At 52.5% G+C, this 16852-nt stretch carries 11 protein-coding genes; 4 read left to right on the forward strand and 7 right to left on the reverse strand.

The annotated features are described in order from the left end of the window. Window positions 1-182 precede the first annotated feature (182 nt). The 4 genes from pncB (at window position 183) to aspC (ending at window position 6008) form a co-directional block, all read left to right on the forward strand. Window positions 183-1385 carry a nicotinate phosphoribosyltransferase gene (pncB, locus tag FDX09_RS23215; protein ID WP_069323257.1) on the forward strand — a complete coding sequence of 401 codons (1203 nt, stop codon included), beginning with the start codon at window positions 183-185 and terminating at the stop codon, window positions 1383-1385. Between the two features lie 166 nt (window positions 1386-1551). Beyond that, window positions 1552-2952: an asparagine--tRNA ligase gene (gene asnS / locus FDX09_RS23220; protein ID WP_085049200.1), complete on the forward strand. Its 1401-nt coding sequence runs from the start codon at window positions 1552-1554 to the stop codon at window positions 2950-2952. Between the two features lie 605 nt (window positions 2953-3557). After that, complete coding sequence (gene ompF / locus FDX09_RS23225; RefSeq protein ID WP_121528839.1) at window positions 3558-4634, forward strand: porin OmpF; 1077 nt, start codon at window positions 3558-3560, stop codon at window positions 4632-4634. 183 nt (window positions 4635-4817) lie between these two features. Continuing rightward, complete coding sequence (gene aspC / locus FDX09_RS23230) at window positions 4818-6008, forward strand: aspartate transaminase (protein WP_042309427.1); 1191 nt, start codon at window positions 4818-4820, stop codon at window positions 6006-6008. A gap of 54 nt (window positions 6009-6062) precedes the next feature. Here aspC and FDX09_RS23235 read toward each other — a convergent pair whose 3' ends face one another. The 7 genes from FDX09_RS23235 to cmoM all read right to left on the reverse strand — a co-directional run bounded on the left by FDX09_RS23235 (window position 6063) and on the right by cmoM (window position 16741). After that, complete coding sequence (locus FDX09_RS23235) at window positions 6063-6710, reverse strand: MBL fold metallo-hydrolase (protein WP_038639351.1); 648 nt, start codon at window positions 6708-6710, stop codon at window positions 6063-6065. 28 nt (window positions 6711-6738) lie between these two features. Next, entirely contained in the window at window positions 6739-7287 is a 549-nt protein-coding gene (locus FDX09_RS23240) for a YcbK family protein (RefSeq protein WP_003831948.1), read from the reverse strand. A gap of 177 nt (window positions 7288-7464) precedes the next feature. Then, on the reverse strand, window positions 7465-9216 hold the full coding sequence (gene ldtD / locus FDX09_RS23245) for a L,D-transpeptidase (protein WP_085049198.1): 1752 nt from the start codon (window positions 9214-9216) through the stop codon (window positions 7465-7467). A 261-nt stretch (window positions 9217-9477) separates the two neighbouring features. After that, window positions 9478-13938, reverse strand: coding sequence for a chromosome partition protein MukB (gene mukB / locus FDX09_RS23250; protein WP_137347933.1), 4461 nt, complete (start codon window positions 13936-13938; stop codon window positions 9478-9480). Further along, window positions 13938-14642 (reverse strand): chromosome partition protein MukE, encoded by a 705-nt coding sequence (gene mukE / locus FDX09_RS23255; protein ID WP_038639343.1) that lies wholly within the window; start codon window positions 14640-14642, stop codon window positions 13938-13940. The genes mukB and mukE overlap by 1 nt, the downstream gene beginning before the upstream one ends. Next, window positions 14623-15945 (reverse strand): chromosome partition protein MukF, encoded by a 1323-nt coding sequence (gene mukF / locus FDX09_RS23260; protein ID WP_038639340.1) that lies wholly within the window; start codon window positions 15943-15945, stop codon window positions 14623-14625. The genes mukE and mukF overlap by 20 nt, the downstream gene beginning before the upstream one ends. Continuing rightward, window positions 15938-16741: a tRNA uridine 5-oxyacetic acid(34) methyltransferase CmoM gene (cmoM, locus tag FDX09_RS23265; protein WP_069323253.1), complete on the reverse strand. Its 804-nt coding sequence runs from the start codon at window positions 16739-16741 to the stop codon at window positions 15938-15940. The genes mukF and cmoM overlap by 8 nt, the downstream gene beginning before the upstream one ends. Between the last annotated feature and the right edge of the window lie 111 nt (window positions 16742-16852).

Consider the following 16852-nt stretch of genomic DNA (forward strand, 5'->3'; position numbering starts at 1 on the left):
TTCAGGCACAAACACCCTTTTTGCTACATTTTCATAACACGCGGCACGAATTGCCCTCGACCAGAAAGACAGCTTATGGTGTGATCGGGGTTCAATAAATCGCTAAACAGGGTATACTCCAGCGGTTTTCTTAGTTGTTTATTGTACTAAACGCTCCCGTGAGAGGATGCTACTGCGCACCTATGACACAATTCGCTTCTCCTGTTCTGCACTCGCTGCTGGATACAGACGCTTATAAGTTGCATATGCAGCAAGCCGTTTTTCACCACTACTATGATGTACAAGTAGCGGCTGAATTTCGTTGCCGTGGCGATGACCTGCTCGGTATTTATGCCGATGCTATTCGTGAGCAGGTGAATGCCATGCAGCACCTGCGACTGCAGGAGGACGAGTACCAGTGGCTCTCCGGCCTGCCTTTCTTTAAAGCTGATTACCTCGCCTGGTTACGTGATTTCCGCTATAACCCGGAACAGGTGTGCGTCACCAACGATAACGGCAAGCTGAACATCCGCTTAACCGGTCCATGGCGTGAAGTGATCATGTGGGAAGTCCCGCTGCTGGCGGTTATCAGCGAACTGGTGCACCGTTACCGTTCGCCCGAATCAGGCGTGCCACAGGCACTCCATGAGCTGGAAAGCAAACTAGTCGAATTCTCTGCTTTAACGAAAGATGTCGATATGTCCCGCTTCCATCTGATGGATTTCGGTACGCGCCGTCGTTTTTCACGCGAAGTACAGCAGGCCATTGTTAAACGCCTGCAGCAAGAATCCTGGTTTGTCGGCACCAGCAACTACGATCTCGCCCGTCGTCTGTCATTAACCCCGATGGGTACGCAAGCGCATGAGTGGTTCCAGGCTCATCAGCAAATCAGTCCGGAGCTTGCTACCAGCCAGCGCGTTGCGCTGGCCGCATGGTTAAATGAATATCCTGATCAACTCGGGATTGCGCTGACGGACTGCATCACCATGGACGCGTTTTTACGCGACTTTGGCGTTGAATTTGCGACCCGTTACCAGGGCTTACGTCACGACTCTGGCGATCCGGTTGAATGGGGTGAAAAAGCCATTGCCCACTATGAAAAACTAGGGATTGATCCGCTGAGCAAAACGCTGGTGTTCTCCGATAACCTCGATCTGAAAAAAGCGATTGAGCTCTACCGCCACTTCTCTTCTCGCGTACAGTTGAGTTTTGGCATTGGTACACGGCTAACGTGTGATATTCCGCAGGTTAAGCCGCTCAATATTGTTATCAAGCTGGTGGAATGTAACGGCAAACCGGTAGCGAAGTTATCTGATAGCCCCGGTAAAACCATCTGCCACGATAAAGCGTTTGTTCGTGCGTTGCGCAAAGCTTTCGATTTGCCGCATATTAAAAAAGCCAGTTAATCTTCACAGGGAGCCACATCGGCTCCCTTTTCGCGTTTATTTCCGAAATCTTTCACTCCAGCAACGAATTCTGCTTGTCTGATTGCAGATGCCAGGTAACATAGGTATCCCCCCCATTACGGGTGGACATGTGTTTATATATCCGACTATTAACAGAGAGAATATTATGAGCGTTGTGCCTGTAGCCGACGTACTCCAGGGCCGCGTAGACGTTGACAGCGAAGTCACCGTGCGCGGATGGGTACGTACCCGCCGAGATTCAAAAGCTGGCATCTCCTTCCTCGCCGTTTATGACGGTTCCTGCTTTGATCCTGTACAGGCCGTCATCAATAATTCTCTGCCCAATTACAATCAGGACGTATTGCGCCTGACAACCGGCTGTTCAGTTATCGTAACGGGTAAAGTCGTTGCGTCGCCTGGACAGGGACAGAGCTTTGAAATTCAGGCCACTGAGGTTGAAGTCGCGGGCTGGGTTGAAGATCCTGACACCTACCCGATGGCGGCCAAGCGTCACAGCATTGAGTATCTGCGTGAAGTGGCGCACATGCGTCCGCGTACCAACATGATTGGTGCGGTAGCGCGTGTACGTCATACGCTGGCGCAAGCGCTGCATCGCTTCTTCCATGAGCAGGGTTTCTTTTGGGTATCCACGCCGCTGATCACCGCTTCCGATACGGAAGGCGCTGGTGAGATGTTCCGCGTTTCTACGCTGGATCTGGAAAACCTGCCGCGTAACGATCAGGGAAAAGTCGATTTCGATAAAGACTTCTTCGGTAAAGAAGCCTTCCTGACCGTTTCCGGTCAGCTGAACGGCGAAACTTACGCCTGCGCCCTGTCCAAAATTTATACCTTTGGCCCGACGTTCCGTGCAGAAAACTCTAACACCAGCCGTCACCTGGCGGAATTCTGGATGCTGGAGCCAGAAGTGGCTTTCGCCAATCTGGACGACGTGGCAGGCCTCGCTGAAGCCATGCTGAAGTATGCTTTCAAGGCCGTACTGGCAGAGCGTGCGGATGATATGAAATTCTTCGCTGAACGCGTCGACAAAGACGCGATTTCACGCCTGGAACGTTTCATTGACGCCGACTTCGCGCAGGTGGACTACACCGACGCGGTAAGCATTCTCGAAAAATGCGGCAAACAGTTTGAAAACCCGGTTTACTGGGGTGTGGATCTCTCTTCCGAGCACGAACGTTATCTTGCTGAAGAGCACTTTAAAGCGCCGGTCGTGGTTAAAAACTACCCGAAAGATATCAAAGCGTTTTATATGCGCCTTAACGAAGACGGTAAAACCGTTGCGGCAATGGACGTACTGGCTCCGGGAATCGGTGAAATCATCGGTGGTTCTCAGCGTGAAGAGCGTCTGGACGTGCTGGATGCCCGTATGCTGGAGATGGGTCTGAATAAAGAAGATTACTGGTGGTATCGCGACCTGCGCCGCTACGGTACCGTTCCGCATTCCGGCTTCGGCTTAGGCTTCGAGCGTCTGATTGCCTACGTTACTGGCGTGCAGAACGTCCGTGATGTCATTCCGTTCCCGCGTACTCCGCGTAACGCCAGCTTCTAAAGCTGAATTTTTAATCCAAAGGCCAGCATTCATTGCTGGCCTTTTTTGTAACCGTGCCACGTGACAGGGATCCCCATAACACGTTAAATACAACCCTTCGCCTCTCCTCTTCCTGTTACGTAATATTTCACAGCAACACATTCGAACAAAAAATAATCAGCAGTTTTATTGTGGATTAGCATTTTCTGATTAAATAGTACATTTTTTAACCTTTCACATGGCTGTCCAGATGTCCATAAATCACCTTCAGTTAAATCAGTTCTTTTAGTCATCGCGAAGAAAAAGCGGTCTTAGCAAAATTAAATATAAGAAAATCATATAAATAGAAATAACAGGGGTGGTTTTTAGCGCGGAGACATCTGAAGTTTGAAGTTGTTCACAAAGTTGCACAAAAATAACATATTGTTACACATTTTTTCTTTTTGAAACCAAATCTTTATATTTGTAGCACTTTGAGAGTAGCGAAACGATAGTTTGAATGGAAAGATGCCTGTCAGACACATAAAGACACCAAACTCTCATCAATAGTTCCGTAAATTTTTATTGACGGAATTTATTGGCGGCAGTGGCAGGTGTCATATAAAAACCGATGAGGGTAATAAATAATGATGAAGCGCAATATTCTGGCAGTGGTTATCCCTGCTCTGCTGGTAGCCGGGGCAGCTAACGCTGCAGAAGTTTATAACAAAGATGGCAACAAAGTAGACATTTACGGTAAAGCCGTGGGTCTGCACTATTTTTCCAAGAACAACGGTGATAACGCCTACGCGCCTAACGGCGATCAGACCTATGCCCGTCTTGGTTTCAAAGGGGAAACTCAGATTAACGACCAACTGACCGGTTACGGCCAGTGGGAATACCAGTTCAGCGGCAATAACCCAGAAGGCGGTGACGATGCCCAGAAAGGCAACAAAACCCGTCTGGCGTTCGCCGGTCTGAAATTCGGCGACGCGGGCTCCTTCGACTACGGTCGTAACTACGGCGTCGTATACGATGCGCTGGGTTACACCGATATGCTGCCAGAATTCGGTGGTGATACCGCTGCTTCTGACCAGTTCTTCTCCCAGCGTAACGGCGGTCTCGCAACCTACCGTAACTCCAACTTCTTCGGTCTGGTTGAAGGTCTGAACTTCGCCGTTCAGTACCTGGGCAAAAATGAGCGTGATGACGTTCGTCGCTCTAACGGTGATGGCGTTGGCGGTTCTATCAGCTACGAATTCGACGGCTTCGGTATCGTAGGTGCATATGGCGCAGCTGACCGTACCGATGCTCAACAAAACCCGGCTCTGCGCGGCCATGGCGACAAAGCTGAGCAGTGGGCGACCGGCGTTAAGTACGATGCGAACAACATCTACCTGGCGGCGAACTACAGCGAAACCCACAACGCTACCCGTATCGCTAACGGTTATGCCAACAAAACTGAAGACGTGCTGTTGGTTGCCCAGTATCAGTTCGACTTCGGCCTGCGTCCGTCCCTCGCCTATACCAAATCTAAAGGTAAGGACATTGAAGGCATCGGTGACGTAGATCTGGTGAACTACTTCGAAGTGGGTGCGACTTACTACTTCAACAAAAACATGTCCACCTATGTTGATTACATCATCAACCAGATCGATTCTGACAACAAACTGGGCGTAGGCTCTGACGACACCGTCGCAGTAGGTATCGTTTACCAGTTCTAATAGCAGACCTCTTTGTTAAATGCCTAAAAAACAGGACTTCGGTCCTGTTTTTTTATCTCTGCTAGCGGATTCTTGCGTCTTAAAAAAACACCTCAGCTTTTCGTCAGTAACGGTTGGCATTTTGTAAATCTACCGTTAACCTGATAGCGGACTTCCCTTCTGTAATCACTATGGAACCTCGTCATGTTTGAGAACATTACCGCCGCTCCTGCCGACCCTATTTTGGGTTTGGCTGATTTGTTTCGTGCCGATGACCGCCCAGGAAAAATAAACCTCGGGATCGGTGTATATAAAGATGAGACAGGCAAAACGCCGGTACTGACCAGCGTTAAAAAAGCCGAGCAATATATACTGGAAAATGAAACCACCAAAAACTACCTTGGCATTGACGGTATTCCAGAGTTTGGTCGCTGCACTCAGGAATTACTGTTTGGTAAAGAGAGTTCGCTTATCAACGACAAACGCGCACGTACAGCACAGACCCCTGGTGGTACTGGCGCACTGCGTGTAGCAGCTGATTTCCTGGCAAAAAACACCTCGGCTAAACGCGTTTGGGTGAGCAATCCAAGCTGGCCGAACCATAAGAGCGTCTTTAACTCTGCCGGTCTGGAAGTTCGTGAATACAATTATTACGATGCGGCAAACCACTCTTTAGACTTTGATGCGATGCTGGCAAGCCTCAGTGAAGCGCAGGCAGGCGACGTGGTGTTATTCCACGGCTGCTGCCATAACCCAACCGGTATCGATCCAACATTGGAGCAGTGGCAAACGCTGGCTCAGCTTTCCGTCGATAAAGGTTGGTTGCCGCTGTTTGACTTCGCCTACCAGGGTTTTGCCCGTGGTCTGGAAGAAGATGCGGAAGGTCTGCGCGCATTCGCGGCGCTGCACAAAGAGCTGATCGTCGCCAGCTCCTACTCCAAGAACTTTGGTCTGTACAATGAGCGCGTAGGCGCCTGTACGCTGGTTGCAGCCGATGCTGAAACCGTTGACCGCGCGTTTAGCCAGATGAAATCAGCCATTCGTGCTAACTATTCCAACCCGCCGGCACACGGCGCATCCGTAGTCGCTACGATTCTGAGCAACGACGCGCTGCGCGCCATCTGGGAACAAGAGCTGACTGATATGCGCCAACGCATTCAGCGCATGCGTTTACTGTTCGTGAATACGCTGCAGGAGAAAGGTGCAAGCCGCGACTTCAGCTTTATCATCAAACAGAACGGCATGTTCTCATTCAGCGGCCTGACTAAAGAGCAGGTTCTGCGTCTGCGTGAAGAGTTTGGTGTCTATGCTGTCGCTTCCGGACGTGTAAACGTAGCCGGAATGACGCCAGATAACATGGCGCCGCTGTGCGAAGCGATTGTCGCAGTACTGTAATCAATAGCGCACAAAAAAAGGCCGCAATCGCGGCCTTTTTATTTATCTGCGCTTTTACCAGACAGGCATTTCATCCTGCAGGAACGGGTTATGCAACCGTTCGTGACCCAGCGTAGAAAGTGGACCGTGGCCCGGAATAAACGTCACGTCATCGCCCAACGGCAACAGTTTACGTTTAATTGAATCAATCAATTGGCTGTGATCGCCGCGCGGGAAGTCGCTGCGTCCTACGCCGCCTTTGAAAATCACGTCACCCGAAATCAGTAATTTTGACTGCTCATCAAAGAAGACCACATGCCCCGGCGTGTGGCCCGGACAATGCAGTACGTGTAACGTCACATTGCCCACGCTTATCCGGTCGCCTTCATTCAACCAGCGATCGGGCGTCAGCGGCTCACAATCTCCCAGGCCAAACATCCGGCTCTGAGCAGGCAGCCCCTGTAGCCAGAACTCATCTTCTTTTTCCGGGCCAATAACCGGGACACCATAATGCTGTGCCAGTTCAGCCGCCGCCCCAACGTGGTCAAGATGACCATGAGTGAGCAGGATCTGCATAAGCGTCAGACCGCTGGCATCCACTTCCTGTTTGATTTTCCCGGCATCGCCGCCGGGATCGACCAGCGCGGCCAGACGAGTCTGCTCACACCAGATTAACGAGCAGTTCTGGGCAAATGCAGTGACCGGAATAATACGATAGTTCATACAGCTCCTGTTTCATTAAGCTTATGGATCACCAGTGCCGTGCAGGTCCGGTGTCAATATGCACAAAGTTACTGCTGGGGTAGTATCCTACACCACCTGCGCGCATAGATAACGCAGCTTTGCGAATATTACTTAATGCGATGCCTTCAATATGGAAATCCATAGCCTGGCCTTTCGTGTGGTAGCTTTTCTTAGCGACACCACGGCTGCGCGCACGGAGTTCATTATTGGTATCGATTGAGCGATAGCCAGAGATCAGCTGTACGGGTTTACGCGTGCCCAGCAGGCCCTGCAGACGGAAGAGTTGGTCAAACAATCCCGGGTCAATGGATTTCACTTTATTGGCCCGAAAATCACGGAAAAAGTGGTTAAGTTTTGCTAATTCGTCCTGAATATAGCCCCTGCCATCAAAAAACTCTGCTTTTATTGACTCACCGGTATGCAGGTTATTCAGAGTCAAGATACGCGGACGTGGGGTAGAGAGTGTGGCAAACGCGGGCGTAGGCAGGATGGCAGCGCCGAGGGCAATGCCACCAAGCGCCAGCAGTTTGCGGCGATTAGCGTCAAATTTGTCCATGGTATTAAGATCTACAAGGTCAATGTTATCGTATGTATGCTCTAGCGCACGCGGGAAACCTTATCTGGCTAAGTAGTCTACGTCAAGGCTCCCACCCCCAGGAAATACGGGGCTTACAGCCATTTTGCCCCGTTTCCGACATAACTTACGACAATCATTTTTCTCGAACTGCTTCATTTATCTGATTAATTGTTCGGCTTTTGACACAATTTGTGCGCTGGATCGCGCTGTCAGATCGTAATTGTAAATATCTGTACGATACTGCGTCCGACCATCCGCTCCCACAAACGCGGTCAGGTAGTAGAGATTGACCGGAATATTCTGGCGAATATTCACGTACCGTGTATCCCCTTGCTTCAGGGCGTCCGAGATGCGCGAATCATTCCATCCCGCATCCTGTAACAGCATATTCGCCAGCTCAGATGCCTTATTCACACGCACGCAGCCTGAACTAAGCGCCCGCGTATCTTTCTGGAACAGATTGTGATTCGGCGTATCGTGCAAATAAATAGCATCTGAACTCGGCATATTAAATTTATAACGTCCGAGTGAGTTACGCGCGCCCGGCGCCTGCTGGAAGCGGAACGGCAGATTGGATGCGGTGATGGTCGCCCAGTCAACCTGCCACGGATCTATCGTCTCTTTGCTATTCCAGCCGCGCATTACGGTATAGCCGTGACGCTCAAGGTATCCCGGATCATTCCACAACTTAGGCAGAATATCTTTTCGTGCCAGCGTCGGCGGGACGTTCCACGGCGGGTTCACGACCACATTATTCAGCGCACTGCTCATCATCGGCGTTTTACGATCGGGACGCCCGACGATGACGCGGGAGGCCAGCACCTGATTACCGTTCTGGTAATAGACCAGCGAGTAGGCAGGAATATTGACCATGATACCGGTAGATAAGTCACTCGGCAGCAGGCGCAAACGCTGAATATTCAACGCCAGCACCCCCGCACGCTGCGCGGGCGTTACGTTCAGCCAGTCACGTGTCGCGGGTCCAATTGCGCCATCAGCCCCCAGCCCCTGCCAGGTCTGAAACCGCTTCACCGCCTCGACCAGTTCACTGCCGTAAGCGCTACGCCCTTCTTTAGCTGCCGTACTGACGACTGATTCGAGCATCCCGGTACGGCGTAAAATTTCACGCAACGCGGGGATGTCGTTACTCCACTCGCCAGGACGCAGCGTCGCGGTACTGGTTAACTGCGGCCAGGGACGCGTATCGCTCACCAGTTTTAGCAACGATTCATGCATGGCTGCATACTGCGGATGCTGAGGCGCCAGGCTGGCAATAAACGAAGTCAGCTGGCCATTATCCAGCGCCACCTGCCATTGGTTGATCACGGAAATCGGCGGAGTTGCCAGCGCATAGGGCTTGTTACTGTAGAGCCAGCGATTACCTTTGACAGGAATATTCGCGATAAAGTGCAGATATCCCATCAGGGCATCAGAAAGCACGATGTCTCGCGCCTGACCGGTTACCGCCGGGTCAGTCAGCAATGCGACCCAAGTGGTAAATTGCGGCTGGAAACCAGCAATCGCCACCTCGGCTAACTGTTGCTGAAATGCTTTTACCGCATCACGATTTTCCCACATCGGTTTCATATCGCGCGCAGCGTACAGCAGCTCCAACTGACTCATGTATACCGGCGTGAAGCCCGCTGGAAGTTGAGATTGTAAATCGGCTCGCGCCTTATCGACAGACATGCCCTCTGGCAGCGGTTGAATACCCGCCATAATAGCAGTAGCGGAAGATTGAACCTGCGGTTGCGATAACGCCGTAGGCTGTTCACTGACGGACGCTGAGCTGTCGCCAGGGATCATTTCAGGCTCATCGGCCTGCGCATTGAACAGTGGAGCGAATGTTACGGCCAGGCACAAACTGATTGCCGAGAGCCGACGACCACACATTTTATTAAGCAACATCCCTTGCCCCCTGTTTTCTTTATCATACTTTGAATAGCCAGGCCGTATGCATTCCCCCCTAAGTTAGTTGGGGTCGGACCTGTAAAACGCCAATACACGCTGAAGTATGACGAGCAAGCCTGCGATGCGTTAGGCTTACCTTTAGTATATAAACATCAAATAGTTTTTGCCTAACCTAATGTAAAGAAGTCTAAAGAAATCACACCAGGCATTACGTGCTTTTCAGAAAAGCAGAAGGCGGCTATTTAGCCGCCTTCTTCGTTAGCTTGCCTGTGAGGAAGCGTCTTCAGTTCCCGGCAGTGGTTCAGGTAACTGCGGGGCAAACCCGCGTAGCCCCACCACGTGAACGTGCTCGGTGTTCTGGAAGACTTTACGCACCAGTTTGTAGGTGGTGCCTTTCTCCGGGCTGATGTTTTCCGGTGCCGCGATAATCAGTTGCATCTGCAAACGCTCGCACAGTTCAAACAGGGTCGCGATGGAGCGGGCATCAAGTCGTGCGGCTTCATCAAGGAACAACAGTCGGCATGGCGAGATATCTTTCCCACGCAGTCTGCGACCTTCGTCTTCCCAGCTTTGCACAACCATCACCAGAATAGACATCCCGGTCCCGATCGCTTCACCGGTGGACAGTGCGCCAGATTCAGCACGCAGCCAACCGTCAGATCCACGGTTAACCTCGACTTCCATTTCCAGATAGTTACGGTAGTCCAGCAGCTCTTCGCCAATGGTTTGCGGCGTGCGTTGCCCCATATCAATCTGCGGATTCAGTCGCTGATACAGCTTCGCCAGTGCTTCAGAGAAGGTCAGACGGTTGCTGTTAAACAGATCCTGGTGCTGTTCATGCTGCTCGGAAAGTACGTCCAGCAAGGTGGCATGCGTTTCACGCACGTTGACGTTCAGACGCACGCTGTTGACCTGGCCAAACGACACGTTTTGCAGCCCCTGGTTCAGCATACGAATACGGTTTTGTTCGCGCTGAATCGTCTTACGAATGATGTTTGCCACGCTGCGGGAGCTGATCGCCAGCTTCTGTTCACGCGAGGTTAATTCTTCCGTCAGACGGCTCAGTTCGATCTCCATCTGTTCGATCGCTTCCACCGGATCGTCGGTACGAATAATATCCTGACGAATACGTTCACGCAGATGCTGATAAACCGCGACAAAGAACTGAATTTTACGCTCCGGGCGCTTCGGATCTTCAGACATGCGCAACACATCACGCAGGTGTTCGTTATCCGCCACCGCCAGACGCAGCGCACCGAGCGCCTTATCCGACATCGAACGCAGTTCATCACCAGAAAGATATGCCAGCTCGCGACGGTGCAGACGGCGTTCAACGCCGTTGTCTTTCACCATGCGCATCACGGCACACCAGCCGGCTTTCGCCATCACTACCTGTTCGCGCATCTCAAAATAATCGCGTTCCAGTTTGCGCAGTTTGCGGGTCAGGTTGTCCATCTCCGCTTCGCAGAAGGTCAGCGCTTTTTCCAACTGGTTACGGCGCGCACGGTTGTTACTGAGCTGCGCGTGCAGTTCATCCCGACGAATACGGGCACGCTCTTCCGCACCGCTGTCAGCACGAACGCCGATATCCTGCAGTTCACGTTGTAAATCGTTGAGCAGTTCTTTTTTAGTGTCATAGGAGCTTTTCAGCGACGCCATGACCTGGTTGTACTGGCTTAACTGCGCGGCGTGGCTGCGCAGCGCTTCACGAGCGCGGGTACGTTCAGCTTCCGCCTGTTCCAGGCGTTGGCGCAGTTTTTCGTTCAGATCGCTGTTGCCGCTCAGCATTTCGGCTGAATCGGAATAGCTAAAGTGCGCCCGACGTTGTACGACCTCTGTCAGCGCAAACGCCTGCTGACGCGCATCACGCTGCATCTGCTGGGAATAGGCGTAATCTTCCTTCAGTTGTTCAAACTGCTCAGGGTCATTTTGCAGAACCGAAACCATCGGTTCCAGTTTGGCTAACTGATTGCCGTGCTGCTGCACAAAACGCGCCGCTTCCTGAGCTTCATCCAGACGCTCGCGAATTTCGTCCACGCGATCGGCAAGCGTTTCATCGACCAGCAGATTTAAACGCGGCAGCAGGCGGTTCAGCGCAGAAACCCCCTCTTTCGCCTGTTCAAACTGCATACGGCTTTGCTGGTTATCATTTTCATGATTGGTCAGCGCACGCTCCAGCTCAACGCGGCGGCTGTTCAACTGACGAATCTCCGCTTCTGGATCGGCTTCAAACGCCACCGACAAATGGCTGCCGATAAAGCGGCTGAACGCCTGATGCAGACGCTGGGTTTTCTGGACGTCAAAAGAGAGCGTGGCGAAACGTTCAGACAGCCCTTCACGCTCGGCATGCAGGGTTTCGATACGGCTTTCGCGCGCGGCGCGGCCAAAAATCGGCACCGTTGGGAAGCGGGAATAACGCCACTGACGTTCGGCGGTTTTCACCACCACCGCTTTTTCCAGTTCATCAACGCTGAAAACGCTGTCATCAAACGACTGCGGATCCCCTTCGATAAAATAGAGATCTTCCGGACAATCCGTCAGTCCTTCAAGCTGTTCGGTAATCAGCGACAGATCCGGCACCACGATAGCATGGCGCGACGGACCGTACAGCGCGGAGAAGTACGGCGCATCTTCAAGGCTAACGTCGTCATAAATTTCAGACAGCAGCACGCCGCCGAAGCGTTCCGCCAGCGCGTTCAGACGCTGATCTTCCGCCCCGCCCGGCTGACTTAAACGTTCAATTTCTTCATCAACCGCGTTTTTGCGCGCGCCAACTTCATCGCGCTCAACAATGGCTTCACGCTCGCGCTCCAGCAATTGCTGCAAATACTCGGTCACGTCCTGGCTGGAGGTAAACTCTTCGCCACACTGTTCGCTAAGTTGATTCAGGCTATTTTGCGCGGCCAGCCAGACCGGCGCGCGTTTCATCAAATGCTGGATACGCGACTGCAGTTGTTCCTGTTCCTGACGCAGCGTCATTCGCTGTTCGCTGGCTGACGATACGCTGTCCGACAAGGCGGCAATGCGCGCTTCCAGCTCCTGATGCAGCGCTTCCAGTTCATCGATATCGAACTGTTTACCCTGGCGTTTGCAGAATTCAGCCAACAGCCGCTCGGCGTCCTGCTGCTCGCGCAGACGCTGCTCCAGTTCGCTAAGACGCATACGCAACGGCTGAACCTGTTCCGCCAGGTGACGCTGCTCAACGCCTTCCCGCAGCAGTTCACGCGCCACGCTCCAGGCCTCACCACGCGCCAGTGGGCCGTTAATCGCCGCCACCAGTTGATAAGCCTGTTCAAACTGGCTGTGCGCGGTTTGCGCCACGCTCATTTTTTGTTCCAGCGTCAACAGTTTTTCTGTGGCTTCCTGCTCTTTGGCCTGGAAGGTTTCCAGCCATTCGGCAGCGCTGTCGGCTGTCAGATCCGGTAAGTGGCACAACTCTTTGGCCCGGCTTAACGCCTGAATCGCCTGGGTATACTGGATAGCTCGCGTTTGCTGGACATCCAGCGCCTGCTGATAATCGGCAAGCTGACTTTTCAGCTCATCCACTTCCAGCTCAGCGGCTTCCGCGCGGGCTTCGTTTTCATCCTGGCGGTCAACGGCTTCCGCGACGACCTCATTTTGTTCTTCGAGACGGATCTGTAATTCCTCGAGATCCGCTTCATAGCGTTCAATTTTTTCCTGCTGACGCAGCGCGGTTTGCACCAGATTGAGGTGATCGCTCGCCGCCTGGTAATCAGCTTCCAGATCGCCTTCCGCGCCGTTGTGCTCGCCCAGTTCGCGCGCCATATCCACGTGCTTATACTGCTCAGCAGCCAACTGCTTGCGTGAGGTATGCAGTTCACGACGATATTCCAGCGCTTTATCCAGATGAATACGGCGCTCGTTGGCATGGCGCATATAATCCGCTGCCACGTAGTTGGTCGCTTCGCTGATCAAATGCTTAAACAGATCGCGGTCAGACTGGGTTACGCGAATCGCTTCCAGGGTCATGCGGTTTTCACGCAGCGCGGCTTCCATATCCTGGAACGCTTTGCGTACGCCGCTGTTTTCTGGCAGCAGGTAATCACGCAGCGAGCGAGTAATAGCGCTGGAGATACCGCCATACAGCGAGGCTTCAATCAGACGATAGAATTTACTACGATCGGACGCAGAGCGCAGACGACGGGCAATGATGCCCAGATCGAACATCAGCGAGTGATAATCCGTTATCGAGTTGAACTGCTTAAACTGCACGCCTTCCATCTCATCAAGCTTTTCTTTCAGCTCAGGGAGAGACAGGACGCGCGCCTGGCGTTCGTTCAGCGTTTCCGTAACCAACTGAGTGGGCTGCACCGACATCGGCAGCCCCTGAATGGCAAACGGCTTGATATCCACTTTACGATCGCGACCGGCAACCTGTTGCAGACGAACGCCGACAACCACGCGCTGATGGCGGGAGTTGAGGACGTCAAGCATTGAGTAACAGACCCCCGCCTTCAGCTTACCGTGCAGACCTTTGTCACGTGAACCGCTGGTCGCACCGGCTTCGGTGGTATTACGGAAATGCAGCAGGGTTAAATCCGGGATGAGCGCCGTAACAAATGCCGCCATGGTCGTGGATTTACCCGCACCGTTACCACCGGACAGCGTGGTGACCAGTTCATCCAGGTCGAACGTACGGGCAAAAAAGCCATTCCAGTTAATCAGCGTAAGTGAGCGAAATTTACCGCGTTCAATCATTATTCTTCTTCTCCACTGTCCGGCTGATTCTCTTCGGGCTCATCGTTGAGCTGCAGGCGGTTCTCGACCGGCATTGCTTCGCCATCACGAATTAAGCGACGCTGGGCTTCACGCGGATCGTCACCGGTGCGTACGTCCGCGCCAAAGCGGAAGACCGATTCCGTAATACGGAATTTGCTGCTGTCGTGACCCAGAAACCACACCATGCCTAAGCGACGCAGACGGTTTAGCGAAGAACGTACCTTTTCCTGTAGCTTCTGACGGTCAACGTCCGAACCGGTTGAACGATTGTTCACCAGCTTCAGCAGTTTCGCTTCATCCGCCAGCGTCAACAACTCGTCGTATAACTCTTGCTGGGTAAAAATCCCTTCATTCGCCAGGCGTTCCGGGCTGAGATAGAGATAGCAAAGAATTTTACCTACCATCATGTCCAGTTCGGACAGAACCGAACGCGGAATGAGCGTCGTTGAACGCGGACGAAGGTAGAAGAATCCTTCCGGCGCGCGGATCAGTTCCACGTTATAGCGGCTGTAAAATTCTTCAAAATATTCCTGAAAATCCATCAGGAAGGCATGATTATCCAGTTCATCCAGGCCGATATGTCGGCCCGAACGTAAGGCGCTATCCAGCGCCGGAAATAACGGATTCGCCAGCGCCTGCGCCAGCTTTACCGGCATCACTTGTTCAATATTTGTCAATGACATGCGCCTGTACCTTGGCTCCGTAATCATTAATCGGCTGCCATTTGGCTGGCAGTCCGGTGAAATCTGCTTGCGCTACGCCAAGACGTACCGCCTGATCGATAACAATACGCGCGACGTCGAAGTGACGCGCACGTGGATATTGCGCCAGATACTCGCGCACTACCAAACCGAGATCCAGTGGCGTTTGTCTGGATTTGTAGATAGCCAACTGTTCTTCGATGATCGCCGCCAGTTGCTCACGGATCTCGTTAAATTCTTCATATTCCAGATCTGTCGGAAGCTCACCGGTGACCTCTTCGTCACGCAGGACCATCTCTTCATCACGCATATCCAGCAGACGGTCGGCGTTGGCATAAGTCAGCGCCCATGGATCGTCAAAATAAGTCTGCACGGACTGGCGCAAACGCTGGGCAAAGACGCGGTTTTTATCCATATCAATCGCGGTACGGATAAACTTATGCACATGGCGATCGTAACCGATCCACAAATCAATAGACTGCTGGCCCCAACTGATAATACGGTCGAGCTTACTTTGTAAGTCAAACACCAGTCTGTCGACAAAATGCAAATCGTCATGCGCCATCGTGGCATCCTGGATTCGTAGCAGGTTTGCCTGTAGCTTATCCCCCGCCGCTTCCAACGTATCCTGCAGTTCGCGCAGCGTCCCGGAAGTTTCAGAAAGCAGCAGTTCACAGCTGGAAATCGCCGCCCGCCAGTCTTTGTTCAGCAACTGCGCGATATCGTCTTTCACCTGCTGCTGCTGTTCATCCATGATGCGCTGGGTGAGATCGATACTGTCGAAAATCTCCGCCACCGAATATTTCAATGGCGCGTAAACATTGCGATGCCAGTGGAACTCATCGCCGCCTTCCGCTGCCGCATCCGCCGCGCGCTTCAGTTCGCCTGCAACAATCGACAGTTGCATTGAAAGACGCAGCGTAGAGAATTCGCGCTGACGTATGTAGTAATCCGTGATGCCAATCCCGAGCGGCGTTAAACGATATATGGCATTGCCTTCCGCCTGCTCGCTGGTAAAGCGGTTCAGCAGACGTTGACGCACCATATCGTTAATCGCGTTGTTAGCACGTACGCCAATGGTTTCGCTGGTTTGCTCAAACGCATCACTCACATGGCGGAACGCATCCACCAGCTCACCTTCACTCATCTCGCCGTCAAGTCGCTCGCCGTTCAGAGTGGCGACCGCCAGCAGGAACGAAAGTCTGTCTACCGGCAGAGAGATGGAGAAGTCATTTTTTCTGGCCCAGGCAACCAGTTCGGGGACTGTCTGGGAAAATTCACTCATAGGTTATCCTTGCATCTGCGGCTCGGGCCGGACTTTTAATCGCGGTGACATGAATATAGCGCCCAAGGCTGATATACGGTTCCTGGCGGCAATAGCGCGTTTCTAACTCAAGTAACATTTCATAGTCGTCATGTTGTTTATGCTTATCCCGCAGATAGTCATGAAACACTCGGACGCCCGTTTTACTTGTTATCTGCCAACCGATCTGTTCCAGCCACTGGTAAACCTGCCCCGGATCGCGTGGGTAGTCCGGTGAAAGCGTACGCTTTTTACGTTTCGGCATCCCCACCTGCACATAGTCAAAGTTCCCTGCGACCATGTTATGCATCAACAGACCGTTAGCATTGTAGAACATTAACGACAGCGCGCCGCCGGGACGCAATACTGACCACAACGTCTGCAACACGCTGACGGGATCCGTCACCCATTCCAGCACAGCATGAAACAATATCAGATCAACCGGGGTTTCCAAATGCGCAGTAACGTCCTGAGCGGCGCATTGTATGAAATGCATGTTTCCGCTCACACCTTTTGCCTCTGCCGCCTGTCGCGCACGGGCGATCATTTCGCCTGACAGATCGCATAATGTCACGAAGTGCCCACGTTCCGCCATCTTGATGGCCGTTTGCCCTTCACCGCCGCCGGCATCCAGAATATGCAATTGCTGCTCGCCGAATGTCGCCAATAATCGATCCAAATCCTGCCAAAGAATAGCCTGTCTTAATTGGCCTTTGGTGGTGCCGTAAATGTTACGGGAAAACTTCTCTGCAATGTCATCAAAATTGCGATCCCGCATTGGGCTCTCCACATACTGGCTTTAGGGTGACTAAGTAAAACCGCTATTTTGTCACACCCGCGCCGAGAATGAACCTTCCTGGTGTAATATCCCTGCAGATCCCCTGCTGTA

Origin of the sequence: Citrobacter sp. wls717 (genome assembly GCF_005280955.1) — a bacterium.
GTDB classification, from domain to species: domain Bacteria; phylum Pseudomonadota; class Gammaproteobacteria; order Enterobacterales; family Enterobacteriaceae; genus Citrobacter; species Citrobacter werkmanii.

Bases quoted from the DNA above. Each gene is read 5' to 3' on its own strand.
- pncB (WP_069323257.1), top strand. From the start codon at position 183: ATGACACAATTCGCTTCTCCTGTTCTGCACTCGCTGCTGGATACAGAC.
- asnS (WP_085049200.1), top strand. From the start codon at position 1,552: ATGAGCGTTGTGCCTGTAGCCGACGTACTCCAGGGCCGCGTAGACGTT.
- ompF (WP_121528839.1), top strand. From the start codon at position 3,558: ATGATGAAGCGCAATATTCTGGCAGTGGTTATCCCTGCTCTGCTGGTA.
- aspC (WP_042309427.1), top strand. From the start codon at position 4,818: ATGTTTGAGAACATTACCGCCGCTCCTGCCGACCCTATTTTGGGTTTG.
- FDX09_RS23235 (WP_038639351.1), bottom strand. From the start codon at position 6,710: ATGAACTATCGTATTATTCCGGTCACTGCATTTGCCCAGAACTGCTCG.
- FDX09_RS23240 (WP_003831948.1), bottom strand. From the start codon at position 7,287: ATGGACAAATTTGACGCTAATCGCCGCAAACTGCTGGCGCTTGGTGGC.
- ldtD (WP_085049198.1), bottom strand. From the start codon at position 9,216: ATGTTGCTTAATAAAATGTGTGGTCGTCGGCTCTCGGCAATCAGTTTG.
- mukB (WP_137347933.1), bottom strand. From the start codon at position 13,938: ATGATTGAACGCGGTAAATTTCGCTCACTTACGCTGATTAACTGGAAT.
- mukE (WP_038639343.1), bottom strand. From the start codon at position 14,642: ATGTCATTGACAAATATTGAACAAGTGATGCCGGTAAAGCTGGCGCAG.
- mukF (WP_038639340.1), bottom strand. From the start codon at position 15,945: ATGAGTGAATTTTCCCAGACAGTCCCCGAACTGGTTGCCTGGGCCAGA.
- cmoM (WP_069323253.1), bottom strand. From the start codon at position 16,741: ATGCGGGATCGCAATTTTGATGACATTGCAGAGAAGTTTTCCCGTAAC.